23 protein-coding genes and 2 pseudogenes are annotated in these 25,672 nt (G+C 43.7%); 21 read left to right on the top strand and 4 right to left on the bottom strand.

All coding sequences use genetic code 11. From position 1 onward, the window contains the following. Positions 1-27: 27 nt before the first annotated feature. Positions 28-606 (bottom strand): TetR/AcrR family transcriptional regulator, encoded by a 579-nt coding sequence (locus CP943_RS03980; protein WP_020450444.1) that lies wholly within the window; start codon positions 604-606, stop codon positions 28-30. A gap of 137 nt (positions 607-743) precedes the next feature. Here CP943_RS03980 and CP943_RS03985 point away from each other — a divergent pair, with 137 nt between their 5' ends. From CP943_RS03985 to CP943_RS22940, 4 genes and pseudogenes are all read left to right on the top strand, one after another. Further along, positions 744-1,967 (top strand): cytochrome P450, encoded by a 1,224-nt coding sequence (locus tag CP943_RS03985; protein ID WP_025810319.1) that lies wholly within the window; start codon positions 744-746, stop codon positions 1,965-1,967. A gap of 785 nt (positions 1,968-2,752) precedes the next feature. Beyond that, positions 2,753-3,199, top strand: coding sequence for a DUF6376 family protein (locus CP943_RS03995; RefSeq protein ID WP_105980772.1), 447 nt, complete (start codon positions 2,753-2,755; stop codon positions 3,197-3,199). A 117-nt stretch (positions 3,200-3,316) separates the two neighbouring features. Beyond that, a pseudogene (locus CP943_RS04000) lies at positions 3,317-3,565 on the top strand (transposase); the annotation flags it as partial. Beyond that, positions 3,545-3,665: pseudogene (locus CP943_RS22940) on the top strand (transposase); the annotation flags it as partial. The pseudogenes CP943_RS04000 and CP943_RS22940, both read left to right, overlap by 21 nt. A 130-nt stretch (positions 3,666-3,795) precedes the next feature. Here CP943_RS22940 and CP943_RS04005 read toward each other — a convergent pair. After that, the gene (locus tag CP943_RS04005; protein WP_020450448.1) at positions 3,796-4,026 is read right to left on the bottom strand and encodes a YgaP family membrane protein; all 231 of its coding nucleotides are present in this window, start codon (positions 4,024-4,026) and stop codon (positions 3,796-3,798) included. Positions 4,027-4,151: 125 nt separating this feature from the next. Here CP943_RS04005 and CP943_RS04010 point away from each other — a divergent pair, with 125 nt between their 5' ends. The 16 genes from CP943_RS04010 to nagB all read left to right on the top strand — a co-directional run bounded on the left by CP943_RS04010 (position 4,152) and on the right by nagB (position 22,277). Then, positions 4,152-5,891: an adenine deaminase C-terminal domain-containing protein gene (locus CP943_RS04010; protein WP_025810321.1), complete on the top strand. Its 1,740-nt coding sequence runs from the start codon at positions 4,152-4,154 to the stop codon at positions 5,889-5,891. A 28-nt stretch (positions 5,892-5,919) separates the two neighbouring features. Then, a complete protein-coding gene (locus tag CP943_RS04015; protein WP_023855595.1) occupies positions 5,920-6,906 on the top strand; it encodes a DUF3048 domain-containing protein in 987 nt (328 codons plus the stop codon). A 2-nt stretch (positions 6,907-6,908) separates the two neighbouring features. Further along, a complete protein-coding gene (locus CP943_RS04020) occupies positions 6,909-7,220 on the top strand; it encodes a YerC/YecD family TrpR-related protein (RefSeq protein ID WP_003179568.1) in 312 nt (103 codons plus the stop codon). 150 nt (positions 7,221-7,370) lie between these two features. After that, positions 7,371-8,057, top strand: a complete 687-nt coding sequence (gene pcrB, locus CP943_RS04025; RefSeq protein ID WP_105980773.1) for a heptaprenylglyceryl phosphate synthase — start codon at positions 7,371-7,373, stop codon at positions 8,055-8,057. Between the two features lie 59 nt (positions 8,058-8,116). Further along, positions 8,117-10,336 carry a DNA helicase PcrA gene (gene pcrA / locus CP943_RS04030; RefSeq protein WP_020450452.1) on the top strand — a complete coding sequence of 740 codons (2,220 nt, stop codon included), beginning with the start codon at positions 8,117-8,119 and terminating at the stop codon, positions 10,334-10,336. Positions 10,337-10,370: 34 nt separating this feature from the next. Then, positions 10,371-12,374, top strand: coding sequence for an NAD-dependent DNA ligase LigA (gene ligA / locus CP943_RS04035; protein ID WP_020450453.1), 2,004 nt, complete (start codon positions 10,371-10,373; stop codon positions 12,372-12,374). Positions 12,375-12,389: 15 nt separating this feature from the next. Beyond that, a complete protein-coding gene (locus CP943_RS04040) occupies positions 12,390-13,580 on the top strand; it encodes a CamS family sex pheromone protein (RefSeq protein ID WP_023855598.1) in 1,191 nt (396 codons plus the stop codon). A gap of 193 nt (positions 13,581-13,773) precedes the next feature. After that, positions 13,774-14,700: a GntR family transcriptional regulator YhfZ gene (gene yhfZ / locus CP943_RS04045; protein WP_105980774.1), complete on the top strand. Its 927-nt coding sequence runs from the start codon at positions 13,774-13,776 to the stop codon at positions 14,698-14,700. 95 nt (positions 14,701-14,795) lie between these two features. Beyond that, on the top strand, positions 14,796-15,161 hold the full coding sequence (locus tag CP943_RS04050; RefSeq protein WP_020450456.1) for a PRD domain-containing protein: 366 nt from the start codon (positions 14,796-14,798) through the stop codon (positions 15,159-15,161). A gap of 12 nt (positions 15,162-15,173) precedes the next feature. Further along, on the top strand, positions 15,174-15,533 hold the full coding sequence (locus tag CP943_RS04055; RefSeq protein ID WP_020450457.1) for a DUF2620 domain-containing protein: 360 nt from the start codon (positions 15,174-15,176) through the stop codon (positions 15,531-15,533). Positions 15,534-15,678: 145 nt separating this feature from the next. Then, positions 15,679-16,980: a YhfT family protein gene (locus CP943_RS04060; RefSeq protein ID WP_025810329.1), complete on the top strand. Its 1,302-nt coding sequence runs from the start codon at positions 15,679-15,681 to the stop codon at positions 16,978-16,980. Positions 16,981-17,006: 26 nt separating this feature from the next. Beyond that, positions 17,007-17,891 carry a phosphotriesterase family protein gene (locus tag CP943_RS04065; RefSeq protein WP_105980775.1) on the top strand — a complete coding sequence of 295 codons (885 nt, stop codon included), beginning with the start codon at positions 17,007-17,009 and terminating at the stop codon, positions 17,889-17,891. Beyond that, the gene (locus tag CP943_RS04070; protein ID WP_105980776.1) at positions 17,888-19,036 is read left to right on the top strand and encodes an aminotransferase class V-fold PLP-dependent enzyme; all 1,149 of its coding nucleotides are present in this window, start codon (positions 17,888-17,890) and stop codon (positions 19,034-19,036) included. Before CP943_RS04065 ends, CP943_RS04070 begins: the two co-directional genes overlap by 4 nt. Next, entirely contained in the window at positions 19,029-20,255 is a 1,227-nt protein-coding gene (locus CP943_RS04075; RefSeq protein ID WP_075213008.1) for a phosphopentomutase, read from the top strand. Before CP943_RS04070 ends, CP943_RS04075 begins: the two co-directional genes overlap by 8 nt. Next, complete coding sequence (locus CP943_RS04080; RefSeq protein ID WP_105980777.1) at positions 20,255-21,406, top strand: YhfX family PLP-dependent enzyme; 1,152 nt, start codon at positions 20,255-20,257, stop codon at positions 21,404-21,406. Before CP943_RS04075 ends, CP943_RS04080 begins: the two co-directional genes overlap by 1 nt. A 142-nt stretch (positions 21,407-21,548) precedes the next feature. Next, on the top strand, positions 21,549-22,277 hold the full coding sequence (nagB, locus tag CP943_RS04085) for a glucosamine-6-phosphate deaminase (RefSeq protein ID WP_020450463.1): 729 nt from the start codon (positions 21,549-21,551) through the stop codon (positions 22,275-22,277). Between the two features lie 262 nt (positions 22,278-22,539). Here the strand turns inward: nagB and CP943_RS04090 are convergent, their stop codons facing one another. Next, positions 22,540-23,232 (bottom strand): MgtC/SapB family protein, encoded by a 693-nt coding sequence (locus CP943_RS04090; protein ID WP_020450464.1) that lies wholly within the window; start codon positions 23,230-23,232, stop codon positions 22,540-22,542. 219 nt (positions 23,233-23,451) lie between these two features. Further along, complete coding sequence (gene putP / locus CP943_RS04095; protein WP_020450465.1) at positions 23,452-24,933, bottom strand: sodium/proline symporter PutP; 1,482 nt, start codon at positions 24,931-24,933, stop codon at positions 23,452-23,454. Positions 24,934-25,374: 441 nt separating this feature from the next. Here putP and gatC point away from each other — a divergent pair, with 441 nt between their 5' ends. Continuing rightward, complete coding sequence (gene gatC / locus CP943_RS04100; RefSeq protein ID WP_003179590.1) at positions 25,375-25,665, top strand: Asp-tRNA(Asn)/Glu-tRNA(Gln) amidotransferase subunit GatC; 291 nt, start codon at positions 25,375-25,377, stop codon at positions 25,663-25,665. Positions 25,666-25,672 lie beyond the last annotated feature (7 nt).

Below are 25,672 nucleotides of genomic sequence, written 5' to 3' on the forward strand. Positions count from 1 at the left end.
GCACCCGTTTTGTCTCTTTTTTTGCCGTCAATTTTTTTGGATCATTTTAATCAACGATTCAGCCATCAATTCGGGCGGATAAGGCATGCCGTTTTCAAGCCACCATGCGGCTGTGCCTGCAAAGGCGGAAATCACAAATCGCCGCTGGATATCAAGAGGCACTGAGCGGTTAGTATCGGCAGCTGCCGTTTTTTTGATTCCCGTCAAAAAGCTGTCATTCCAAAAGTCATTGAGCAGCTCCTTAATGTTCAGCTCATATCTTCTGTTGATGATAATCGCAAAATCATCGCAGTTCTGTTGTAAATGCTGATAAAAGCGCAGCACATACCAGTACGCTTCAGGCTTTTCCCCGCTGCAATCTATATCAAGCGGCGAAAAAATATCCTCTTTCATTACTTCAAACATGTCTCTCATATTTTGATGAAGCAAATCGTATTTATCTTGATAATGCTGATAAAATGTCGTTCGATTCAAGTTTGCCCGTTGCGTAATATCCTGTACAGAGATTTTTCCCCATTCTTTTTCAGCAAGCAGTTCAAACAAGGCTTTTTTTAAATTTGTTTTCGATTTTGTAATCCGCTTGTCCCCGCGATAGCTGTCAGCCACTTCAGCCGCCTCCTCAAACACTTTTTCGACACTTCTTTTCCACTTGTTGGTTGAATGATCCGGTGGGTTCTTTTAATTTTAAACTAACATATTGAACTTCATGAATCAGCTGACAAGAACCGAAGGAGTGAAAGCGAATGAGTCAAACAAAACAGCAGAACCCTATTCAGAAAGCGCTGCTTAACGGAAAGAACAGACAAGACCCGTATGATCCGTTTCCATGGTATGAAAAAATGCGCACCGAATCACCGATTCACTATGATGAAGACAGCAAGGTATGGAGTGTGTTCCGTTATGACGATGTCAAAAGAGTGATCAGCGACAAAGAGTTTTTTTCAAATCAGTTCCATCAGCTTGGAACCGGCAATACGTTTGCGAAAACGTTGATCAGCATGGATCCACCGAAACACACGAGAATCAGATCGATCGTCAACAAGGCTTTTACTCCGCGTGTCATGAAAGAGTGGGAGCCGCGCATTCGCGAACTGACGAATGAACTGCTCGCTCAAATCCGCGGCAGGGAAGAGATCGACCTTGTACAGGATTTTTCATATCCGTTGCCCGTCATCGTCATTTCGGAATTGCTCGGCGTTCCTTCAGTGTATAAGCACCATTTCAAAGAATGGTCCGACGTGTTGGTCAGCCTGCCGAAGAGCGACCGGCAAGAAGATGTGAACGAGTGGAAAAATATCAGGGATCAAGGCGAAGAAGAGCTGACCGCGTTTTTTGAAAAGATGATCGAAGAGAAAAGACAAAACCTCGGCAATGACTTGATTTCGCTCTTGATCAAAGCCGAACAAGAAGGGGACAAGCTTTCTCCTGATGAATTGGTTCCGTTTTGCAACCTGCTCTTGATGGCGGGGAATGAAACGACGACCAATTTGATTTCAAATGCGGTCTACAGCATTCTCGAAACACCGGGTGCGTATGACGAGCTCGCAAGGCATCCTGAACTGATTCCGCAGGCCGTCGAGGAAGCCGTCCGTTTCCGGGCGCCCGCGCCGATGATCGTGCGCTTCGTTAAACAGGATACCGAGATCAGAGGAGTAAGTTTGAAAAAAGGAGAAGGCGTCGTCGCTTTTCTTGCTTCTGCCAACCGTGATGAAGCGAAATTTGAGAGGGCGCACGAATTTGATATTCACCGTCATCCGAACCCGCATATCGGATTTGGCCACGGCATCCATTTCTGCTTAGGCGCTCCGCTCGCGAGGCTGGAAGCGGCGATCGCTCTTGAGGCGCTCCTCAAGCAGTATTCTTCGATGGAAAAGCTTGCGATCGCGCCGATGGCGGACAGCAGCATGTACGGCTTGAAACAATTCCGTCTGCGGGTGAAGTCAGCGGGGAAAACGGCGCCATACTAATTTTAAAAGCGCCTGAAGTGGTGCTTTTTTGTTGTTGGTGGAAAAATCGCCTAACCTTTAGTACCATTTTATTAAGACAGTGATAGGGAAGGAGAAAGCATATGAGTCATGTAAAGTGCAAAAGGTGTAAAAAACAAATATCAAAAGACGAGACATTTTATTACATAGACAAGCCCGTCGGATTATCAGGAATCACCCATGTCAAAAGGTTTCTGGAGAGCAACGGCTTGATTTTATGTGAAGATTGTATAAGAGAGCATTTGCAAAAATGACCTCATTCAATATAAAAAAAGCCCCTATAAAAGATGACGAAATCCTAAAACTTTAAACCGTTTTAGGATTTCGTCACCAATCTGCCACTTTCATTCCCAAGAAGGTGTTTTTTTACGGACAGGGCATTTCTTTCATAAGCCGGCCAGCAGGAATTTGACTGGATAAGCCTTGTGCCTTAAAATGAAAGTAATAAAAATGAATACTCCAAAGGGGAGTAGCTGTCACAGTAAAGTCGTCATTACGGGATGTCCTAGATCCCCGGCTTTGCTGGCAATCTAATTGTTAGCGAGACCTTTGCCAAATCTGATTTGGTGAAGGTCTTTTTGTTTATCCACTTCACCAAATCGGTGGAGTTTTTTCATTTTTATCAAAAGGGAAAGGAGACTGACCGTGTCTAAGCTCGGGAAATGGCTGAAGCGTGAATTGGTGAAGAAAGGTCTGCCTTTGGCGAAAGAAAAATTAATTCCGATTTTGAAAGAAAAAATGAAAAAGAAACGATAAGGAGGCAAACAATGAAAAGAATTCTTATAGTTCTTGCCGGAATGGGCCTTTTAGGTGCAGGCGGATGCGGAATGCTTGATCAGGTGAATGACGGATTGAACTATACAAATGAAGCGGCCGGCTATATCCAAGAAGTGAAGACATTTGCGGAGGAGGCGCCTTCCTTGGCTGAACAGGCTGTAAACGACACGGGTGCAAAAGAAAAGCTGGAAACTCAGCTTGAGTCTATCCAGCAGGCTGCAGCCGATTTTAATGAATTAACCCCTCCCGATGCCGCAGCCGAGATTCATAACACCATCGAGAAGCATAATAAAACACTGCAAAAAAGCGCTGAAGATGTTTTGAAAAGTGTTGAGGAAGGAAAATTAACAGTCGAGAAGCTGGAGCAGTCAGAATTGGTACAAAGCGCTCAGCAGATCAGCGATGTGATGGGCCAGATTGAAAAATTGACCGAATAGAAAAAAGCATCCCGGTTTGGGATGCTTTCAGCTTGTCGACAAAGCATAAAAAGTGGCTTCATCGACAAGCTTTTTTTAAAAAAATGTGAGTGGAATCTAGATTTTGGAGGTTTTACTATGTTGTCCAAGCACTCAAAAGATCAGCGTGAACAGCTTGAAGTCGTTGCCTTAAGTGAACTTGTCCTTGAAGATGATCTGGTCAGGAAGATGGAAGAAGCCATGGATTTTTCATTTATTTATGAAAAAGTTGCCCCTCTTTATTCTTCAAAAGGACGTCCAAGCATTGATCCCGTTGTATTGATCAAAATGGTTCTGATTCAATACGTGTTTGGGCATCGCTCCATGCGCGAAACCATCGAACGGGTTTTTTGCAGATTTAAAACACAAGCATGGCCTGCGCTGGACAACCCTGTGGGGAAAGAAAAAATTGTCCATGCAGGCGATGCTTGTTTTCGCTGAGATGAATGGACATGGAAAGGCCCTAACCGCCGGCCTTTTCATCGAAAAAACAAAATAAACTGGACAAAAAATAGGCAGGACCTTAGAAATCCGACCTATTTTGTCAACGGTCTGAAATCACCTATAAAAGGTGCTTTTTACGATTGTTCGCCAGCTTCTCCCTGCTGCTTCATATAAGTTTGGCAAACATATGTCATGGGACAAAATCGCAAGATGCCGGAAGCGGCCTTCATCGCCCCCATAAACATGCAGAAAAGCGTCATTCTGCACCACGGTTTTCTCGTAAACTTTGCCGCTGCCGCCGACAGGATCGTCAGTCCGCAGGCAATGCGAAAAACGGCGTCAAACAGTCCGATGTTTTGCTTCATGCTTCATTCCTCCTATTTAAATAATTAAATAAAGTGTTTTTTCGAAAAATTGTAACGGATTGGTAATGCGTGACGATAGTAAATGTGTTAACATAGGATCATTACATGTAAAGGAGAGTATGTGAATGTCCGAACGCACCTTAATTTGGAAAAATAAACACATCAGATCGCAAGTTGATGTTGTAAGTTCAAGGCTGCAGCCAACGCTCCTTTTACGAAATGCCTCTGTACTGAACCCGTATGTAAAGCAATGGATTCTGGCAAACGTATGGATTCATCATGACAGAATCGTTTACGTCGGCCGTGACTTGCCGAAGACGGCTGTTAAAACTACAATAGATTGTGAAGGAAAATACATTGTACCCGGGTATATTGAGCCGCATGTCCATCCTTTTCAAATTTATAATCCCCAAACTTTGGCTGAATATGTGTCACAGTTTGGAACGACGACATTCGTAAATGACAACTTGTTTCTGCTTTTGCATTGCGGAAAAAAGAAAGCGTTTTCTATATTGGAAGAACTGAAAAAACAGCCTGTCCACTACTATTGGTGGTCAAGGTATGACTTGCAGACTGAAGTGTTGAATGAAGATCAAATTTTATCGATCGATTACCGAAAACGTTGGGGAGAACACCCGGACGTCATCCAGGGAGGAGAAATGACAGGCTGGCCGCGCCTCTTGGACGGCGATGATCTGCTCCTTCATTGCATGCAGTGCACGAAAAGAAGGAGAAAGCGGATCGAGGGTCATTTTCCGGGAGCATCGGAAAAAACGCTCACGAAGATGAAGCTTTTCGGCGCTGATGCAGATCATGAATCCATGACTGGAAAGGAAGTGCTGAAGCGGCTTGAACTTGGATACCACGTCGGCTTGAGGCAGTCTTCCATCCGTCCTGATTTGCGAAAGATTTTGCGCGAGCTGCACGAAGACGGCTTTCACCATTATGACCATATGTTTTATACAACGGACGGTGCAACGCCGAACTTTTATAAAGAAGGCATGACAAACAAGCTGATTGAAATTGCCATCGAAGAGGGCGTGCCGCTGATCGATGCCTATAATATGGCTTCGTTTAATATTGCTAAGTATTATCATATGGAGGATATCCTCGGTGTGGTGGCACCGGGCAGATACGCAACGCTCAACATTTTGAATAGCCCTGATGAACCGAATCCGGAGACAGTTTTGGCAAAAGGGCGGCTGATCAAATCAGGCGGCGTAAATATGAATGCGTTTTCAGTTCCGGATTGGCAAAAAGGGGGTCTTGTCCCTCTGAACCTTTCATATGATCTAACGATGGATGACTTGCAGTTTTCCATGCCGCTAGGCTTAAAAATGAGGAATTCCGTGATTATGGAGCCTTATACGATTGAGATTGACAATTCTGTCAACCAGCTTTCTTTTGACCATGATGAAAGCTATCTCTCGCTGTTCGACAAATATGGAAAATGGCGTGTCAATACGATGCTGAAAGGCTTTGCAACCCGCGTCCAAGGGTTCGTCAGCTCCTATTCGACAACGGGAGATATTATCGCGGTCGGCAAAAACAAGGAAGACATGCTTTTGGCCTTCAAGCGGATGAAAGAAATCGGGGGAGGTATCGTATTAGCGGAAAACGGAAAAATCCTGCACGAAATTCCTCTTCATTTAAGCGGCGGCGCATCAAATGAGATGTATGAAAAGGTGCTTGAAAGGGAAAAGACGTTAAAAGAGCTTTTGTTTGAAAGAGGCTATACGTTTGACGACCCGATCTACACCCTGCTCTTTTTGCAAAGCACTCATCTGCCTTATATCAGGGTGACGCCGAAAGGGATCTTTGATGTGATGAAAAAAACTGTACTCTTTCCATCGATAATGCGTTAAAATATAAAAGAGCGGGAGCTAATCTATGGTGAATCGATATGTAAGAGTACTGCTTTGTTTTGCTTCTCTTTTACTGCTTGCATCGTGCCAGTCGCAGGAACAGCAGGAAAAGGAAAAGAACATTCATCCGCTGACAGGATTGAAGGCGGACGGAGATATTCGGCAGCGGCCCATTGCCGTTGTGGTGAACAATCATTCAAAAGCACGGCCGCAGTCGGGATTAAGCAAGGCTGACATTGTCATTGAAGCTCTCAGTGAAGGACCGATCACACGATTGTTGGCGATCTATCAAAGCGACATGCCTGAAGCGATTGGCCCAGTCCGCAGCGCCCGGGAGTATTTCATTGATTTGGCTCTCGGTTTTGACAGCCTCTTGGTGCATCACGGCTGGAGTCCGGGTGCAAAAAGCCGCCTGTTGAACGGCGACGCCGATCATATCAATGGGATGGATTACGACGGCAGCCTGTTTTGGAGGGCCGATTTTCGGGAAGCGCCGCATAATTCGTACACGTCATATAAAAATGTAAAGCAAGCAGCAGATGACAAAGGATATGCCATCGAAACCCGCACAGAACCGCTCACTTTTAAAGCAAGCCCTGACAAACCTTCGGATGCGCTTTATTCTATACGGTTAGATTACGGAACAAAATCCGTTACAAACCGTGTCGAATATGGTTATGATAAAAAGGTTGAAGGCTATGTGAGAAAGTCAGACGGTATTTTGACAACAGACCTTGAAACAGAAGAACCGGTTGTTCTTCAAAACATTCTAATAGCGGAAGCCGAACATCATATGAAAGATGCGTACGGGAGAAGGGATATTGACCTTCGTTCAGGCGGAAAAGGACTCCTTTTGCAAAACGGGGAAGTCCATCGGATCAGCTGGAAGAACGAAAACGGCCGGATCATACCGAAGACGGACGGCAAGACCGTTCCGTTTGTGCCGGGAAAAACGTGGATCAATATCGTTCCCGATCTCAGCAAGGTTTCTATTAGCAAAGGAGAAGGTGTGTAAAGATGCAGATCGATAAATTGCGCGGGAGAGAGCTGGACCAGCTTTTTCAATCCATACTATCACTAAAAGATCTCGAAGAATGCTATCGTTTTTTCGATGATTTATGCACAATAAATGAAATTCAGTCATTGGCTCAGCGGCTCGAAGTAGCCAGAATGCTGCGCGACGGTAACACGTATCACAAAATTGAGACGGAAACCGGAGCGAGCACCGCGACCATTTCCAGGGTGAAACGCTGCCTGAACTACGGAAATGACGCTTATATCATGGCGCTGGACCGCGTCAAAGCAAATCAATCTGAATCATCTTCATGATGTCATGAAACCGCCTGGCTCAGGGCACTGAGCACCGGCGGTTTTTTTGTGCTTTCTGCACGTTTATCGTTTATTCGTTATCCGTTTTTCGAAAGGGGCTGAATTTGTTATAATATTTAAATGGTAAGAACGAATGGAGGAGCTTTTTTCATGTACGATATTACCGAGTGGAAGCATGTCTTTAAACTCGATCCGAATAAAGATATTACGGATGATCAGCTTGAACAGCTGTGCGAATCTGGAACAGACGCGGTTTTGATCGGCGGAAGCGATCATGTCACAGAAGATGATGTCCTTCGGCTGATGGCAAAAGTGCGCCGCTTTTTAGTGCCGTGCGTCCTGGAAGTGTCGACGATTGACGCGATCGTCCCGGGATTTGATCTCTATTTTATTCCGACTGTGCTCAACAGCAGAGATACCGACTGGATTGCCGGCTTACATAAAAAGGCGATGAAAGAATACGGCGAGCTGATGTCACCTGATGAGATTGTTGTTGAAGGGTACTGTATTTTGAATCAGGACTGCAAGGCTGCCGCTTTAACAAACGCAGATACCGAGCTTGACATTGAGGATATTAAAGCATACGCCCGCGTGGCAGAACATCTTTTCCGCCTTCCGGTCTTTTATCTTGAATACAGCGGCATGCTGGGGGATTCGGAGACCGTTAAGGAAACAAAAGCGGTGCTTCAGGAAACGACGCTGTTTTACGGCGGCGGCATCAAAGATGCGGAGACGGCGGTAAAAATGGCTGAGCACGCCGATGTGATCGTCGTCGGAAACGCGATTTATGAGAATTTCGAAGATGCGCTGCAAACGGTAAAGGCCGTAAAAGGATGAGCACAACGAACCGGATTGGTTTATAATAGAACATATGTTTGAATAGGCGGTGAACGGAATTGAATTACATTAGCGACCAATTATTAAGCGGATTAAACAAGATGCAGCAGGAAGCGGTCAAAACGACGGACGGTCCGCTTTTGATCATGGCCGGAGCAGGAAGCGGAAAGACGCGGGTATTGACGCACCGCATTGCGTATTTAATGGCGGAGAAGCGCGTTGCCCCGTGGAACATTTTGGCAATTACATTTACGAACAAAGCGGCCAGAGAAATGAAAGAACGTGTGGAACGCATTCTCGGACCGGGAGCGGACGACATCTGGATTTCGACGTTCCACAGCATGTGTGTGAGAATTTTGCGGAGAGACATCGACAGAATCGGCATCAACCGGAATTTCTCGATTCTTGATACGTCAGATCAGCTTTCCGTCATTAAAGGAATCTTAAAGGAAAGAAACATCGATCCGAAAAAATTCGATCCCAGAAGCATACTCGGATCGATCAGCAGTGCGAAAAACGAATTGATCGACCCGGAAGAGTACGAGAAAACAGCCGGCGGTTTTTTTGAACAAGTCGTCAGCGATGTCTACAAAGATTATCAGAAAAAACTGCGGAAAAACCAGTCGCTCGATTTTGACGATCTGATCATGACGACGATCATCCTGTTTGACCGGGTGCCGGAAGTGCTCGAATACTACCAGCGGAAATTCCAATACATTCATGTCGATGAGTATCAGGATACGAACAGGGCGCAGTATTTGCTCGTCAAAAAAATGGCGCAGCGCTTCGAAAACATCTGCGTCGTCGGGGACTCCGACCAGTCGATCTACAGATGGCGCGGCGCGGACATTGCCAACATTCTGTCGTTTGAAAAAGACTATCCGAATGCAAGCGTCATTCTACTCGAACAAAACTACAGGTCGACAAAGCGGATATTGAATGCGGCCAATGAAGTGATTCAGAACAACTCCAACAGAAAGCCGAAAAACCTCTGGACCGAAAATGACGAAGGAGCGAAAATCTCCTACTTCAGAGGCGACAACGAATTTGGCGAAGGCCAATTTGTCGCGGGCAAAATCAGGGAGCTCGTCGGCTCGGGAAAACGATCTTTCTCTGATATCGCGATTTTGTACCGGACGAACGCTCAATCGCGTGTCATCGAGGAAACGCTGATGAAAGCGAACATCAACTACAACATTGTCGGCGGCACGAAGTTCTATGACAGGAAAGAGATCAAAGACATCCTTGCGTATTTGCGCCTCGTCGCAAATCCTGACGACGATATCAGCTTTGCGCGGATCGTAAACGTGCCGAAGCGCGGCGTCGGTGCGACTTCAGTCGATAAAATTGCGGCTTATGCCGATATGAACGGAATGTCTTTATTTGAAGCGCTCGGACAGGTTGACTTTATCGGCCTCAGCGCAAGAGCGGCGAACGCGCTTGACGAGTTCAGACAGACGATCGAAAACCTGACGAACATGCAGGAATACTTATCTGTCACAGAGCTTACGGAAGAAATTCTTGAAAAAACCGAATACCGCGAAATGCTAAAAGCGGAAAAATCCCTGGAAGCGCAGAGCCGTCTTGAAAATATCGACGAGTTTCTCTCCGTAACGAAAAACTTTGAACAGCAAAGCGAAGATAAATCGCTCGTCGCCTTTTTGACGGATTTGGCCCTTATCGCCGATATCGATCAGCTTGATCAGAAGGAAGAAGAGACCGGAAATCAAGACGCGGTCATCTTGATGACGCTTCATGCCGCAAAAGGACTGGAATTCCCGATCGTGTTCCTGATGGGGCTTGAAGAAGGGGTATTCCCGCACAGCCGCTCCCTAATGGAGGAAGCGGAGATGGAAGAGGAGCGGAGACTCGCATACGTCGGCATCACGAGGGCTGAGGAAGAGCTTTATTTAACTAACGCGCGGATGCGGACATTGTTCGGGAGAACGAATATGAACCCGGAATCAAGGTTCATTGCGGAAATACCGGAAGAATTATTGGACAATCTAAACGAGAAGAAAAAAGATCTGAAAACGCCGTTTGGAAGAAAGCCGGAGCGGAGAGGCCCGGTTACCCGGCCGGCTGCATCGTACAGCAAAACCGGCGGCGACGGTGTCAATTGGGCAGTCGGCGACAAAGCCTCCCATAAAAAGTGGGGCGTCGGAACCGTTGTCAGCGTCAAAGGATCCGGCGAATCGACTGAGCTTGACATCGCCTTCCCGAGCCCGACCGGAGTGAAGCGTCTTCTCGCGGCCTTTGCGCCTATTGAAAAGCAATAAATGGCAAAAGACCTGAAATGAAAGGACGAAACCAATGGAAAAAGAAGCAGCTAAACGCCGTGTGGAACAACTGCATGCATTGATTAACAAATACAACTACGAATATCACACCCTTGACGACCCAAGCGTGCCTGATTCCGAATATGACAAGCTGATGAAGGAACTTATTGCTCTTGAAGAAGAGCACCCCGACCTGAAAACGCCGGACTCTCCTTCTCAGCGCGTCGGCGGAGCCGTTTTGGACGCCTTTCAAAAAGTGCAGCATAAAACGCCGATGCTGAGCCTCGGCAACGCGTTTAATGAAGAAGATCTGCGCGACTTTGACCGCCGCGTCCGCCAGGCGGTCGGAGATGTTGAGTACAACGTCGAATTTAAAATAGACGGTCTTGCTGTTTCACTGCGCTATGAAAACGGCGTATTTGTCAGAGGTGCGACAAGAGGCGACGGAACAACGGGCGAGGATATTACAGAAAATTTGAAGACCATCAGAAACATTCCCCTCCGAATGAAGCGCGATCTTTCAATTGAAGTGCGCGGCGAGGCTTTTATGCCGAAGCGCTCCTTTGAATTGCTGAACAAAGCGCGGCTCGAACGGGATGAAGAGCCGTTCGCCAACCCGCGGAACGCTGCTGCCGGCTCATTAAGGCAGCTCGATCCGAAAATCGCCGCGAAACGAAATCTCGACATCTTCGTCTACAGTATAGCGGAGCTTGACGAAATGGGCGTTGAAACGCAAAGCCAGGGACTTGATTTCCTCGACGAACTCGGCTTTAAAACCAATCATGAAAGAAAAAAATGCAGCACGATCGAAGAAGTCATTGAGATCGTCGAAGAGCTCAAGACAAAACGCGCCGACCTCCCGTATGAAATCGACGGGATTGTCATTAAAGTCAACTCCCTTGATCAGCAGGAAGAACTCGGCTTTACGGCAAAAAGCCCGCGCTGGGCAATCGCCTACAAGTTTCCTGCCGAAGAGGTTGTCACAACGCTTTTGGACATTGAATTAAGCGTCGGCCGGACGGGTGCAGTAACCCCGACTGCGATTCTCGAACCTGTAAAAGTGGCGGGAACGACCGTCCAAAGAGCTTCTCTCCACAACGAAGATTTGATTAAAGAGAAGGATATCAGACTGCTGGACAAAGTCGTCATTAAAAAAGCAGGAGACATCATTCCCGAGGTTGTCAACGTGCTCGTCGAACAGAGGACGGGAGAAGAGAAAGAATTCAACATGCCGAAGGAATGCCCGGAATGCGGAAGCGAGCTTGTCAGAATTGAAGGAGAAGTCGCGCTTCGCTGCATCAATCCGGAGTGCCCGGCTCAGATCAGGGAAGGCCTGATCCATTTCGTTTCCCGGAACGCGATGAATATAGACGGTCTTGGCGAGCGCGTCATCACCCAGCTGTTCCGCGAAGACCTCGTCCACAATGTCGCCGATCTGTATAAGCTGACGCGCGAGCAGCTGATCAATCTCGAGCGGATGGGGGAAAAATCGACCGACAACTTATTGAAGTCGATTGAAAAATCGAAGGAGAATTCATTGGAACGGCTTCTCTTCGGACTCGGCATCCGCTTCATCGGCGCCAAAGCGGCCAAGACACTGGCGATGCATTTTGAAACGCTTGACAGGCTCAAAAAAGCGACAAAAGAAGAATTGGTCGAAGTCGATGAAATCGGCGAGAAGATGGCGGACGCCCTCGTCACTTATTTTGAAAAAGAAGAGATTTTAAAGCTGTTGGACGAGCTTGAAGAACTCGGGGTGAACACCGAGTATAAGGGCCCGAAAAAAGCGGCCGCTGAAGCGAGCGATTCGTATTTTGCGGGGAAAACGATCGTCCTGACCGGGAAGCTCAACGAAATGTCGCGGAACGACGCGAAAGCGGAAATCGAAGCGCTCGGCGGAAAAATCACAGGCAGTGTAAGCAAAAAAACCGATCTCGTCATTGCCGGCGAAGCGGCAGGCAGCAAACTGGCGAAAGCTGAAGAGCTGAACATCGAAGTATGGGATGAAGCAAGACTGATCAGTGAGCTAAAGAAATAAGAGGAGTGTTTTCTATTGAAAAAGATATTATGTTTGGCGGCTGCTGCGGGTATGCTCATGCTCTCGGCCTGTGCGCCGAATTTTGGGGGAGAAGAAGAGCAGGAGATGGTGCAGAAAACGGATAAGTCGAAAGAAAAAGCCATCATTCCGAAATACAACATCTCCGATTCTTATTATAAAATGGTTCTTCCTTTCAAGGCGGGGAAAGCCCGCGGCTTGACGACCGAACGCCTGAATACGCGGCTGGATATCGATGAATTTGAGACAGGCATGATGCGCCTTGCGCAAGATTCATTTTCTACTGACGATTACCTTTTTCAAGAAGGACAATATCTGGATGAGGATACAGTTACGAGCTGGCTCGCCCGCAAAAAAACGGGAGACGACCTGAAAAAAGCGGAGAAAGACGATAAAAACTTCAAAAACCTCGGACTGAACCCCGCCCTTTCCGGGAGCGGGTCAACAGAGAAGCAAAACGAAGAAAGCCCGGTATACCTCGCCCATATGCTTGAGCATGACTACCTCGTCCGCAAAGACAAGGATACGATTGAGCTCGGCGGCGTCGTGATCGGCCTTGCGCTGAACTCTGTCTACTACTACCGCGAAAATGTCGGCGACCCGCAAAAAGAAGTGACCATCAGCGACAAAAAGCTGAGGCAGGAAGGCGAAAAAATCGCCGAGGAAGTGGCGAAACGGATCAGAAACATGGATGATTTGAAAAACATTCCGCTGACCATCATGCTCTACAAGCAGGCGCCTAAGTCATCGATCGTCCCTGGAAACTTTATCGCCAAAACCGATGTGAAATCAGGGACAAGCGAGCTCGGCGGCTGGGATAAAATCAATGAAGAGTACACGTTCTTCCCTTCAACAGAAGGTTCAGAGAAACATCCGGATGACGCGGAGCTCTTCAAACGCTTTAAAAACAAAGTCGACACGTATTTTCCAAACTACACAGGGGTTGTCGGCACGGCTCTCTATAAAGACGACCAAATGCAGGACATGAAAATCAACATCCCGATGCAGTTTTACGGCAAAAGCGAAGTCATCGCCTTTACCCAGTTCTTGACCGGTGAAGTGATGGATTACTACGGCAAAAGCGGACTGAACGTTGAGATCAACATTAATTCGTCAGCCGGGCAGGAAGCCGTTATCCTGAAAAAGCCGGGAGACAAGGAACCGACCGTCCATATTTATGATTCATAAAAAAGAAGCAGCCTTCTAGGCTGCTTCTTTTTGTCACGCGGAAACAGGAATAAGGAGACCTATCATTCATTCACGGTGCGCCAACAAAATATTTTTTTATAGTATTCTGAATAAAATACTATTGCAAAATTAGGATACAACTCTTATAATTGATTATACAGAATATAGTATATTGTTTTGAGGAAGATGAATTATGTGGGAAAAATTTTACTCTAAAAATGGTTTGGCTGCTAAAAATATTGCTAAAGAATTGATGAATATCAAAGCAGGTGAAAAAATTCCCCGCATCTCAGACTACTGTCATAAGTTATCCATCGGCAGGGGGACTGTCCAAAGTGCGCTGAATTTATTGGTTGATATGAAAGCGATTTATTTGGAGGCTAGAGGCCATTTAGGAACGTTTTTGGTAAGTAAGGATAACAATTTATTACTTGAGATTGCAGGTATTGCACCATTAATCGGCTCAATGCCACTTCCGTATTCAAGGAAATATGAAGGGCTGGCAACAGGGATTGTGGAAGGGTTTGAATCAACCGGAAAAACAGTTAACTTGATCTATATGCGTGGCGGAGTGAATCGAATCGAAGCAGTCCGAACAAAAAGAAGTGATTTTGCAATTGTTTCTAAGATGACGGCAGATCATATCATAGCAGAATATCCAAATTTGAAAATTTTTAAGAAATTCGGGGAAAGCAGTTATGTATCTTCCCATAAAATCTTCTTAGCTCATCCAAATGAGGAAATAGGTAAGGATGTTGTAAGAGTAGGTGTTGATTTGGAGTCCCTGGATCAGAAACAATTAACATTGGCTGAATTTGAAAATGAAAATGCTGAGTTTGTCAATGTGAATTATATGCAGCTTTTCGATATGCTTCTTGCAAAACAAATTGATGCAGCAGTTTGGAATGCCGATGACAAAAGAATGATTCAAACGTTTAAAGCAATCGATTTTTTTTCACCGAAAGCCAAGAAAATTTCCAAGGATACAACTGAAGCCGTTATTGTTATTGAAGGAGACAGAGAAAAAGAAATAGCAGAAAAGTGGCATTTGGTTAATGAGAAACAAATATTAGACACTCAAAAAAGTGTAGAAAAAGGAGAGAAAATACCGCGCTACTAAAATGCCGGCCCATCCGACTTGTCATTCAATACATGAGGCGATGGGTCAGCATTTGAAATTTAAAATACTAAATACAGTATATTGGAGGGACTGTCGTGAACCAAATACAGCTGGAAGAAAAGTTGTCTATTTTACTAACGAGTCGAGTGATTACAAAAAATGCTTTCAACACAACTTTGAACACATTTGTTTTCTTATCAAAAAAGCTGAAAAAGGAGGTGATCAAAGACTCTGAAATGTTTTGGACGCACATGGCGATGGCTTTAACTAGAATTGAGAGGGGAGAAAGCGAAGAAAGTCCTGCAATTGCCATCATCAATGAAGTGTACGAAACACCATATAAAAATGCTATAGAAGAAGTGATAGATTTTATACATTCACTGGCAGGTTTAGAACTTCCAGAAGGTGAGCGTGTCTATTTTTATCTTCATCTTCATAAAGTCATAGAATCTAATGAATAGGAGGGTTTTATTATGGTGAGAATCGTAATAGGCGGACAGTTGAAAAAACAAGCGATTGAAAAACTTGTTAAAGAAATTGGGGGAAGCAATGTAGAAGTTTTGGTTAAAGGTGATTTAGACGCTGTTATGGCTGTGAAAAACAATAAGGTAGATTATTATATTGGCGCCTGTGAAACAGGATCCGGTGGTGCGCTTGCAATGGCAATTGCATTATTAGGCAAAGATAAATGCGTCACCTTGGCTTCGCCAAGTACCATAAAAAACAAGGAAGAGATCGAGAAGGAAGTAGAAAGCGGCAAAATTGCCTTTGGTTTTACAGCTTCGTCTTCACAAAATATATTAAACATTTTAATTCCTTATTTATTAAAATAAATGAACTTTTTTCTTTATATTTTGTTACACCGGCTTCAACTGTATACATTTTTTTCAGTTAAAGAAAGCGCTTTCCTGGATGATTTAAGAAGCACGGATGACATGATGTACAGAAGATGAGAAAAATCATAGAGGTGAATAATGAATGGACCTTTCTTTAATTCAATGTCTTGTCATAGCGGCTGTTGGTGCATTAGGTTCTATACTAGTAAATCGCGGAGTAGCAGTGTTTAATGATGGTTTGCGACCGATTATGCCTGAATACCTTGAGGGGAGAATGACAAGAGGGGAGCTTGCTGCAACAAGTTTTGCATTAAGTTTTGGCTTAATCATAGGGTTTGGTATTCCGCTTTCAATAGGAGCAACAATCATTATTGGACACAGCATTTTATTGGCGTGTGACATTATTGGCATTTGGACTCCGGAAAACAAAATAGGCATGGTAACTGCAGGGGTTATTGGAGCCGTTTATAGTATTGGAATCGTTTTAGGACTGCAATTTGTAGTAGATTTATTTGGCATGTTTCCCGTAAATTTTATAGATTCTTTAAGTCTTATTGGTCAGCCTATTATTATTGCATTTACAGTATTTCCAGCTGTAGCGGTTGGATATCAGCACGGTTTAAAAAAAGCCGCCGTCACTGCAATCGTCACTTTGGCTTCTTATCTCTTATTCGAGAAGTTTGGAACATTTCAAGCGGCAGGATATAAAATTTCGCTCAGTCCTGAAGGAATGGCTTTATTAGCAGGAATGTTAATGATGATTTATTATGCAGCGAGAATTAGAGGCGGAGATGAATCTACTAATGCAAATTTAGTGAATATATTTAATGAGCGTGTAAATCGAATTAAAAAAAACCGCTGGTTATTAGCTCTTATGGGAGGACTTGTTTCTTTAACATCATCCATGCTGATTTTAGCAGTGGATGCAATGCCTCAAGCATTGATTAATAAAGAGCTTTACACAGAGGCGGCAATCGCTACATTTGCACGTGGAATTGGCTTCATCCCTTTAGTTTTTTCAACTGCGATCGTAACAGGAGTTTATGGTTTAGCTGGTACCACTTTGGTATTTGCAATCGGTCTTATTTTCAGGGATATACCGATTTTAGCATTTCTGTTGGGCTTTTTAGTCATGTATTTAGAGGTCGTATCATTATCCGCAGTATCAAAAAGTATGGACAAACTGCCTGGTGTAAGGGAGATGGGGGAGCATATTCGCACTTCGCTGTCAGATGTTCTAGGAATGGCTATATTAATTGGCAGTGCGATGGCAGGGGAAAAAATTGCTCCCGGTATTGGCTTCTTCTGGGTGATTGGATTTTATTTAATAAACCGAATTGCATCAAAACCACTTGTTGAATTGGCTGTCGGCCCTATTGCAGTTATATTGTTGGGGATTGTTGCCAATCTTCTCTATGCAGTCGGTTTATGGCAGGTTGGCTAAATCATCGAAAGAGGGGAAGTTTCCGAATGTTGAAAGACGGAATGACCTATATGCATGAACATACAACGATAGACCTTTCCGAAGTAAAAAACAATGAGGATTGTAAGTTGGATGTATTTTCTGAAACCGTTAGAGAATTTAAAAGTTTATACGAAAAGGGCGTACGCAATATTGTGGATGTCACGAATATTGGAATGGGGAGAAATATTACATACGTTCAAAAAGTAGCAGAAGAAACAGGCATTAATATTGTCTTTTCAACTGGTTTCTACCAAGATACTTTTTACCCGATCCATGTGTTTCGCGAACCAAAAGAAAAGTTGGCAGAAAGAATGGTAATGGAGATTGTTGAAGGAATTAGAGGAACAGATGCTAAAGCCGAGCTGATCGGTGAAATTGGAACAAGTTACAATAAATGGACGGAAACCGAACAAAAAGTATTTGAAGCGGTTGTTGTGGCGCATAAGAAAACAAAAAAACCAATATCAACCCATACTTCCATAGGAACATTAGGGCATGAACAAGTAGAATTTTTCAAAAAACATGAAGTTGATTTAAACCGAGTGGTGATAGGGCATGTTGATTTATCAGGAGATGCCGATTATATATTGAAAATGCTGAGAGAAGGTGTGTATGTAGAATTCGATACAATAGGTAAAGAAAATTATATGCCTGATCGTGTTCGGGCAGAAATGTTGAAAAAGATACAGGCTAAAGGGTATATAGACAAGGTTCTGCTGTCTATGGACATCACCAGAAAATCACATTTGGTATATAAAGGCGGGGTGGGCTATTCATATTTGATAGACACGTTTATCCCTCTCTTGCAAATCTATGGAATAACTGGTGAATCAATTGATAAGATGTTGATTAAAAATCCTCGCGCTTTTATGAAAGGGGAGAGTGAATGAGCATGGAAACTTATCCTCTATATAGTCTATCTATTGAAGAAGCCATGCATAGACAATTTAAGTTGGTGGATGTCATCACAAGACATTTTCGAGGAGAAGAATTGCTTTCACTTGGCGATTTAGGCGTTGTAAAAGGAATGAATAAACCGCGGTTCACAAAAAAAATAGAAGAGACACTAGCCGATTTCTTTGGCACAGAGAAAGCAATGTTAGTTCGTGGTGCAGGAACAGGGGCATTGAGATTTGGTTTTATGAGTTTTTTAAAGCCAGGTGACGAGATCCTTGTCCATGATGCACCTATATATCCAACAAGTAAAACAACGTTAGAGTCGATGGGGGTCTTGCCAATATACGCGGATTTTCACGATTCTGAACAAATAAAAAAAGCCATCCTCAAACACCCGAAGTTAAAAGGTGTATTGATTCAGCATACGAGGCAAAAAATAGATGACCATTACGATTTGGCTGAAACGATAAAAAAAATTCGTTCCATTCATTCTAGTCTAGTCATTATTACGGATGACAACTATGCTGCGATGAAAACGGAAAAGGTTGGAGCGCAAGTCAAAGCCGATTTGTCCACCTTTTCATTGTTCAAGCTACTAGGTCCGGAAGGTATTGGAGTCATTTTAGGCAAAAATGATTTAATACAAAGAGTAGAAAATTTAAACTATTCAGGCGGAAGCCAAGTTCAAGGTTATGAAGCTTTAGAAGCTTTAAGGGGCCTGGTATATGCGCCAGTTATGCTGGCAATTCAAGCAAGTGTCAATGATCAGTTAGTTCACTCGCTTAATAATGGAGCCATTAAAGGTGTTAAAAAGGCTTATTTGGCAAATGCACAATCAAAAGTCTTACTTGTAGAGTTTGTTAAACCAATTGCCGAAAAAGTGCTCCATCATGCTAATGAATTGGGAGCGGCACCCCATCCGGTAGGTGCTGAATCAAAATACGAATTTGCACCAATGTTTTATAGAGTGTCTGGCACTTTTTTATCTGCAGATCCATCACTGGCCAAAAAAATGATCCGCATTAATCCATTAAGAAGCGGTCCTGAGACCATTTTAAGAATTCTAAACATATCCGTTCACCGAGCAACAGAAAATCTTAGTGTAAATCCTTCAATAGGGGATGATATAAATGAATAAAAGAGTCATTATCATAATATTAGACAGCTTAGGTGTCGGTTATATGGAAGATGCAAGCGATTATCACCCTTTAGACGTTGGCGCTAATACTTTCTATCACATACTTGATACGGTGCCTTCTTTAAACATTCCAAATCTCGAAAAATTGGGTATAAACAAAATCTTGCACCATCCTAAATTGAAAAATGTAGACCATATTGCCAGCTATGGTGTTTTGAACCTGATGCATCAAGGAGCAGACAGTTTTGAAGGGCATAATGAAATCATGGGGACAAAGCCAAAAAAGACATATTTAGCTCCTTTTGCAGAACATATCAATCATGTTAAACTCGCTTTGGAAGATCAGGGTTATAAAGTTAACATACCAAATTCAGATTTGCCGTATCTATTAGTAAACGATTTAGTAGTCGTGGCCGATAATATCGAAACAGATTACGGGCAAATTTATAATGTAAGCGCTCCGCTGGATTATATTCCGTTTGATGAAGTGTTGAAAATAGGAAGATGCGTCCGTCATCATGTTAAAGTAAATCGTGTGATTGTTCTTGGAGGAGAAAATGTAACACCCGAACACTTGCAGAGGTCAGTTGAAAGAAGAGAAGACGGATTAGTAGGAGTGAATTCGCCTAAATCTAATGTATACAAGCAGGGGTATCAAGTCCGTCACTTAGGTTTTGGTATCTCTCCCGAGAAGCAGTTGCCAACATTGGCGAAAAATGGGGGAATGGAAGTTTCTCTTATCGGAAAAATGCAGGACATCATTTATTGTAAAGGTGCAAATAGGTTTCCGGGTGTAGATACGGAACAAGTTATGAAGGATATTATACAGGAGATGGACCGTGTCAAAAAAGGCGTGATTGCTGCCACAGTACAAGAAACCGATTTAGCCGGACATGCACAGAATCCTGTGCGTTATGCGAATCGGATTGAAATGGTAGATCAATATTTGCCGGAAATTCTCCGTAAAATGACAGATCAGGATCTGCTGATGATTAGTGCAGATCACGGGAATGACCCTACGATCGGCCATAACCAACACACACGGGAAAAAACGTATTTGCTGGCTTATCACAAAAAGTTATCCCCCGTAAATATCGGGGAAAGAAAAACGCTATCCGACATTGCTGCAACTTCTGCTGATTATCTAGGGCTTCGCAATACTGAAAACGGCAGTTCATTCCTTCATTTAATGCAAAAAGGAAAAGAGGAGACAGACTGATGTTTTTGGAATCTACATTAAAATATAATAAAAAATTAATAGAAGCTGCATTGGATTTTCATCAGCGGGGAATCATTTCACCTAATACTTATGTATTAGATTTGGACACTGTCAAGAAAAATACAAAAGTTTTAAGCGGAAAAGCCAGAAAACAGGATATTGAACTATTTTTTATGACAAAGCAATTTGGCCGTAATCCGTTGGTAGCACAAGCTATCGCCGAAAGCGGAATTGACAAAGCGGTTGCTGTAGACCCGTGGGAGGCAATCACACTCAGCCAAAATGGAATCAAGATTGGGCATGTCGGACATCTTGTTCAAATACCTATTCATATGATTCCGGCTATATTAAAGCTTCATCCTGACTATGTTACGGTTTTCAGTCTTGCAAATGCTCGAAACATTAGTAGAGCAGCTAAGGAAATGGGAAGAAAACAAAAAGTGTTTTTACGTATCGCAAACAAAGAGGATTATATATATAAAGGTCAAGAGGGAGGGTTCACTTTTGAACAAATCGTTAAGGATATCGAATCGATTGAACAGTTAGAAGGAATTGAAATTGCAGGTTTAACAAGCTTTCCTTGTATATTGATTAAAGACGGCCTTCCAACAGTTACTCCGAATGTAACATCCATGCAAACCGTAAAATCTTTTTTAATGGAAAGAGGGTATAAAAGGCTTGAGATGAATATGCCAAGTGCAACATCTTGTGGAACAATCAAATTGTTGAAGGAAAATGGTGCAACTCAAGGCGAACCCGGTCATGCTTTAATTGGAACGACGCCCATTCATGCAACGAAAAAACTCGCAGAAAGACCTGCAATGGTATATGTAACTGAAGTATCCCACATATCTAATCATCATGCTTATGTTTTCGGCGGTGGATTCTATCCGCGTTCACATATGAAAGCGGCGCTGGTTGGAACAAACAAAAATCATCTTAAGAAGGTTCAAGCTATTGAAATGACACCTGATCATATTGATTATTATGGCGCATTAAACACAGTTGAAGCAAAAGTCGGCGATACGGCAATATTTGCTTTTCGTACACAAGTCTTTGTCACGAATGCGCATATTGCAATCTTAAAAAACGTTTCTGAAGATCCTGAACTTATCGGTGTATTTGATTCTAAAGGAAATGTAATCGAGTAAATGATCGTTATCAGCGGAATATCGGAGTTCTTGAATAATGGATTGTCTTACTGAGGTGTAGCGAAGATGCCTTGTCTTTTTGAAGTGCAGTTTAATACAGTAGTCCGTCTTGGACATGTTATTTTGCGGAAAGGAGAACGACGTGAAAATTATTCATGTATCAGGTTATGAAGAAATGAGTGAAAAATCAGCTGATTTAATGACTGAGCTCATTAACAATTCAAAAAATCCTGTTATCGGTTTTGCAACAGGTTCGACACCGCTAGGTTTGTATAAATGCCTGATCAAAAAGTATCGGCAAAAGGAAATATCATTTAAGAATGTTACTGCTTTTAATTTAGACGAGTACGTTGGACTGGCTAAAGAAAATAAAAACAGCTACCATTATTATATGAATGAAATATTATTCAAACATCTGGATATTAGGCAAAGGAATATCAATATCCCAAATGGGATGGCGGAAGATTTGGAACAAGAATGCATCAGTTACGATAGACTTGTTTCCGAAAAAGCAATTGACATACAAATATTGGGGATGGGATTGAATGGTCATATCGGTTTTAATGAACCGGGGACAAGCTTTAAAAGCAGAACCCATATCGTTGATTTGGATAAATCAACCCGGCAGGCAAATTCTCGGTTCTTTCGTTCCTTGGACGAAGTACCGACAAAGGCATTGACCATGGGAATTGAAACAATAATGGAAAGTAAGCGGATCCTTCTGCTCGTGTCTGGAAATGAAAAATCTGAAGCATTGGCACGGCTGCTAAACAGCACCCGTGTCTCCCAAGAGTTCCCTGCTTCAATTTTAAGGAAACATAATGATGTGATTGTGATGGCAGATGATGCGGCCTTAAATAAAATTCAATAACAGACATCGGCTGATGACATTAAAAAAATTTCAAGAGATCTCCTAGCGATCAATCAGTAAAAAACGACTGAATATAGCAAATTTCCACCCTGCTGATAAGGAATTACATATACGCTTGTCCTCATATTATTTATTCGAACAGTTGAAAAGGGGAGAATAGAGGAAATTGAATAAATCCTCTAGGCGAGAGAAAGCTCCATCCTATAGAACCGACTGTCCATATTTATGATCCACAAAAAAAGCAGCCAAAGGGCTGCTTTTTTTAAAGCGTATCGCATTTTACGCCGACGACGCCGTCGATCGCTTTGATATCGTAATAGACATCGGTGACATACCGTTTCTTATGAACCATGATTTTCGTTTCCATGACCGGAAATTCATTATCGCGCATATCATCGATCCGGACGGAATGAATCCGGATTTTTTTCGCTTTCATTTCCTTGAGGATATCCGTCAGTTTATCCTTGTCATTCAGAGACATGCGGACGCGGATTTCTTTTTCCTGCAAGCGGTTCGGGCCGATTTTGCCGACGATCCACGGCAAAAACTCGACGCTGATTAAAATGAAAATGAGACTGACAAATGCTTCTTTATAAAAGCCCGCTCCGATGGCGACGCCGAGGCCGGCTGCTCCCCAGATCATCGCTGAAGTGGTCAGGCCGGAAATGACGTCGTTGCTTTTGCGTAAGATCACGCCCGCTCCGATGAAGCCGATCCCCGATATGATTTGTGCGGGAAGCCGCAAAGGGTCCATCATAATTCTGTTCGACTTTGGAAAATGGTATGCCGCATCAATGCTGATCATTGTCAGAACACAGGAACTGATCGCAATCACGATGCACGTTTTTAAGCCGAGCGGCTTGTTTTTCAGCTCCCTTTCGAGACCGATGACCATTCCGATTAATGTTGCGATGCCAAGCTTCAACAGTGTTTCTGTTTCAATATGCCAATCCATGCCCATGATCTCCTTTCCGACAATATCTTATATGATTGATATGATTTTCTCACAGACGCTATGGATCGACAACTGTTTTTGAAGGGGATGTCGCGGAACCATTCATCAGCAAGAAAGCCCAATACTCCTACCATTATATTGCCGGTGTGGCATCAAAAGAATTCCGTCTGAGCAAAAAAGCCGCCGGATATCGCCCGGCGGCTTTCATTGCCTGATCATTTAAGAATGTTCTTCCTCATGCGTCTGTTCCATTTCTTCAAACATATCTCTTGCTTCTTTTGCCGGCTTGTTCGTGATCATGCTGACAGCGTAAACGACAATCAAGCTCAGGAAGAAACCAGGGATCATTTCATAGATTCCCGTCTTCTCCTGCAGACCGGTCAGAATGCAAATCAGCACGGTCACGGCTCCTGTGATCATACCGGCCAATGCGCCCCACTGGTTCATCCGCTTCCAGTACAAGCTGAGAAGTATGGCGGGTCCGAATGCGGAACCAAACCCGGCCCACGCATAGCCGACCAAATCAAGGATCGTGTTGTTCGGTGTCAGAGACAGAAGGATCGCGATGACGGCGACAAGCAGAACGCTCAGACGTCCGACAAGAACGAGTTCCTTATCCGAAGCTTTGCGCCGGAAAAACGTCCGGTAAAAATCTTCCGTCATGGCGCTTGATGTGACAAGCAGCTGGGAAGACACCGTACTCATAATCGCCGCGAGCAAAGCGGAAAGCAAAAATCCGGTAATCAGCGGATGGAATAATACCTTTGAGAACACGATAAAAATCGTTTCCGGATCTTTAAGCGCTGTACCTGTTTCATGGACATACGCCACACCGATCAGTCCGACAAGCAGTGCGCCGATTACGGAGATGATCATCCAGCCCATTGCGATGCGGCGCGCAGGCTTCAGCTCTTTTACGGATGAAATCGCCATAAAGCGGACGATAATATGCGGCTGACCGAAATAGCCCAGTCCCCAGGCGAGAAATGAAATAATGCTAATGACGGTCGTTCCTTTGAAGAAATCGAGCAAGCTTGGATTGATTTCTTCGATCACATTGAAAGTCGGCGTAATTCCGCCTAATTGAGTAAAGGCAACGATCGGCACGAGCACTAAAGCGATAAACATAATCAAACCTTGCACAAAGTCAGTCAGACTGACGGCCAAAAACCCTCCGAACAGCGTATAAGCAATCACGACTGCTGCTGTTAAGAAAAGACCCATTTTATAATCGAGCCCGAACGCCGTTTCAAACAGTCTTCCTCCGGACACCATACCCGCCGACGTGTACAGTGTGAAAAACACCATAATGACGATGGCTGATGCCAGGCGCAAGATTCTCGTCGTATCATTAAACCGATTTTCGAAAAAATCCGGAATTGTAATCGCATCGTTTGCTACTTCTGTATATGTGCGCAGCCGGGGAGCGACAACCAAGTAGTTCACATAAGCTCCGATTGTTAAACCGACGGCAAGCCAGGCGCTCGAAAGTCCTGTCACATACATGGCTCCGGGCAGTCCCATCAGCATCCATCCGCTCATGTCCGACGCGCCGGCCGATAAAGCCGTAACAGCAGGCCCAAGACCTCTGCCGCCGAGCATGTAGTCATTCAAATTGGATGTCTTTCTGTAGGAATACCAGCCGATTAAGAGCATCGCGGCAAAATAAATCCCTAACGAAATAAATATTTCAACACTCACGTTTCATATCTCTCCTCTTTAAAAATAATGTGGCATCACCTCTTTAAAATTTTCGACAATACTGACTTGCGGTACGAAGAAAATTGCAGGGCCCCCTCTTTAAAAAATCAAGTATTGGAATTAAGGCGCTGCCGGTTAGATCGTACTTAGTTACCTAACCTATCAAACTATTCCCCATCAATCAACCGTGAAAAACATCCGATTTTATTGAAAAAGAGCGTGATGGTTCTGATAAGCATCATAATGAAAACGCTTACAAATATTATATAAAGTAAAAATATTCTGAATATTAGTACGTGCTATTTTACTGAATTTTTCATGTGCGATAAAATAAAAGCCGCCTAATGGGGCGAAGATCGTGGTTTTGTTGATTTAGAAGGCTAAAATTTGATATGATCAGTATTATGACTAAGCGAGAATAACCTTGGAGGTGTTTTTAGTATGTCGCGTATTTCTATAGAAGAAGTAAAGCATGTCGCCCATCTTGCCAGACTGGCGATTACGGACGAGGAAGCGGCGATGTTTACCGAACAGCTTGACAGCATTATTTCATTTGCAGAAGAGCTGAACGAAGTCGATACAGAGAATGTTAAACCAACAACGCACGTATTGCAAATGAAGAATATCATGAGGGAAGATGTCCCTGATAAAGGACTTCCGGTTGAGGACGTTGTCAAAAACGCGCCTGATCATAAAGACGGCTACATCCGCGTGCCGTCAATCTTGGACTGAATAAAGG

It is taken from the genome of Bacillus paralicheniformis (genome assembly GCF_002993925.1).
Classification (GTDB): Bacteria; Bacillota; Bacilli; order Bacillales; family Bacillaceae; genus Bacillus; species Bacillus paralicheniformis.

What these genes read in the sequence shown, in the direction of transcription:
- CP943_RS03985 (WP_025810319.1), top strand. Translation starts at nt 744, where the DNA reads ATGAGTCAAACAAAACAGCAGAACCCTATTCAGAAAGCGCTGCTTAAC.
- CP943_RS03995 (WP_105980772.1), top strand. Translation starts at nt 2,753, where the DNA reads ATGAAAAGAATTCTTATAGTTCTTGCCGGAATGGGCCTTTTAGGTGCA.
- CP943_RS04005 (WP_020450448.1), bottom strand. Translation starts at nt 4,026, where the DNA reads ATGAAGCAAAACATCGGACTGTTTGACGCCGTTTTTCGCATTGCCTGC.
- CP943_RS04010 (WP_025810321.1), top strand. Translation starts at nt 4,152, where the DNA reads ATGTCCGAACGCACCTTAATTTGGAAAAATAAACACATCAGATCGCAA.
- CP943_RS04020 (WP_003179568.1), top strand. Translation starts at nt 6,909, where the DNA reads ATGCAGATCGATAAATTGCGCGGGAGAGAGCTGGACCAGCTTTTTCAA.
- pcrB (WP_105980773.1), top strand. Translation starts at nt 7,371, where the DNA reads ATGTACGATATTACCGAGTGGAAGCATGTCTTTAAACTCGATCCGAAT.
- ligA (WP_020450453.1), top strand. Translation starts at nt 10,371, where the DNA reads ATGGAAAAAGAAGCAGCTAAACGCCGTGTGGAACAACTGCATGCATTG.
- yhfZ (WP_105980774.1), top strand. Translation starts at nt 13,774, where the DNA reads ATGTGGGAAAAATTTTACTCTAAAAATGGTTTGGCTGCTAAAAATATT.
- CP943_RS04055 (WP_020450457.1), top strand. Translation starts at nt 15,174, where the DNA reads ATGGTGAGAATCGTAATAGGCGGACAGTTGAAAAAACAAGCGATTGAA.
- CP943_RS04060 (WP_025810329.1), top strand. Translation starts at nt 15,679, where the DNA reads ATGGACCTTTCTTTAATTCAATGTCTTGTCATAGCGGCTGTTGGTGCA.
- CP943_RS04065 (WP_105980775.1), top strand. Translation starts at nt 17,007, where the DNA reads ATGTTGAAAGACGGAATGACCTATATGCATGAACATACAACGATAGAC.
- CP943_RS04070 (WP_105980776.1), top strand. Translation starts at nt 17,888, where the DNA reads ATGAGCATGGAAACTTATCCTCTATATAGTCTATCTATTGAAGAAGCC.
- CP943_RS04075 (WP_075213008.1), top strand. Translation starts at nt 19,029, where the DNA reads ATGAATAAAAGAGTCATTATCATAATATTAGACAGCTTAGGTGTCGGT.
- CP943_RS04080 (WP_105980777.1), top strand. Translation starts at nt 20,255, where the DNA reads ATGTTTTTGGAATCTACATTAAAATATAATAAAAAATTAATAGAAGCT.
- CP943_RS04090 (WP_020450464.1), bottom strand. Translation starts at nt 23,232, where the DNA reads ATGGATTGGCATATTGAAACAGAAACACTGTTGAAGCTTGGCATCGCA.
- gatC (WP_003179590.1), top strand. Translation starts at nt 25,375, where the DNA reads ATGTCGCGTATTTCTATAGAAGAAGTAAAGCATGTCGCCCATCTTGCC.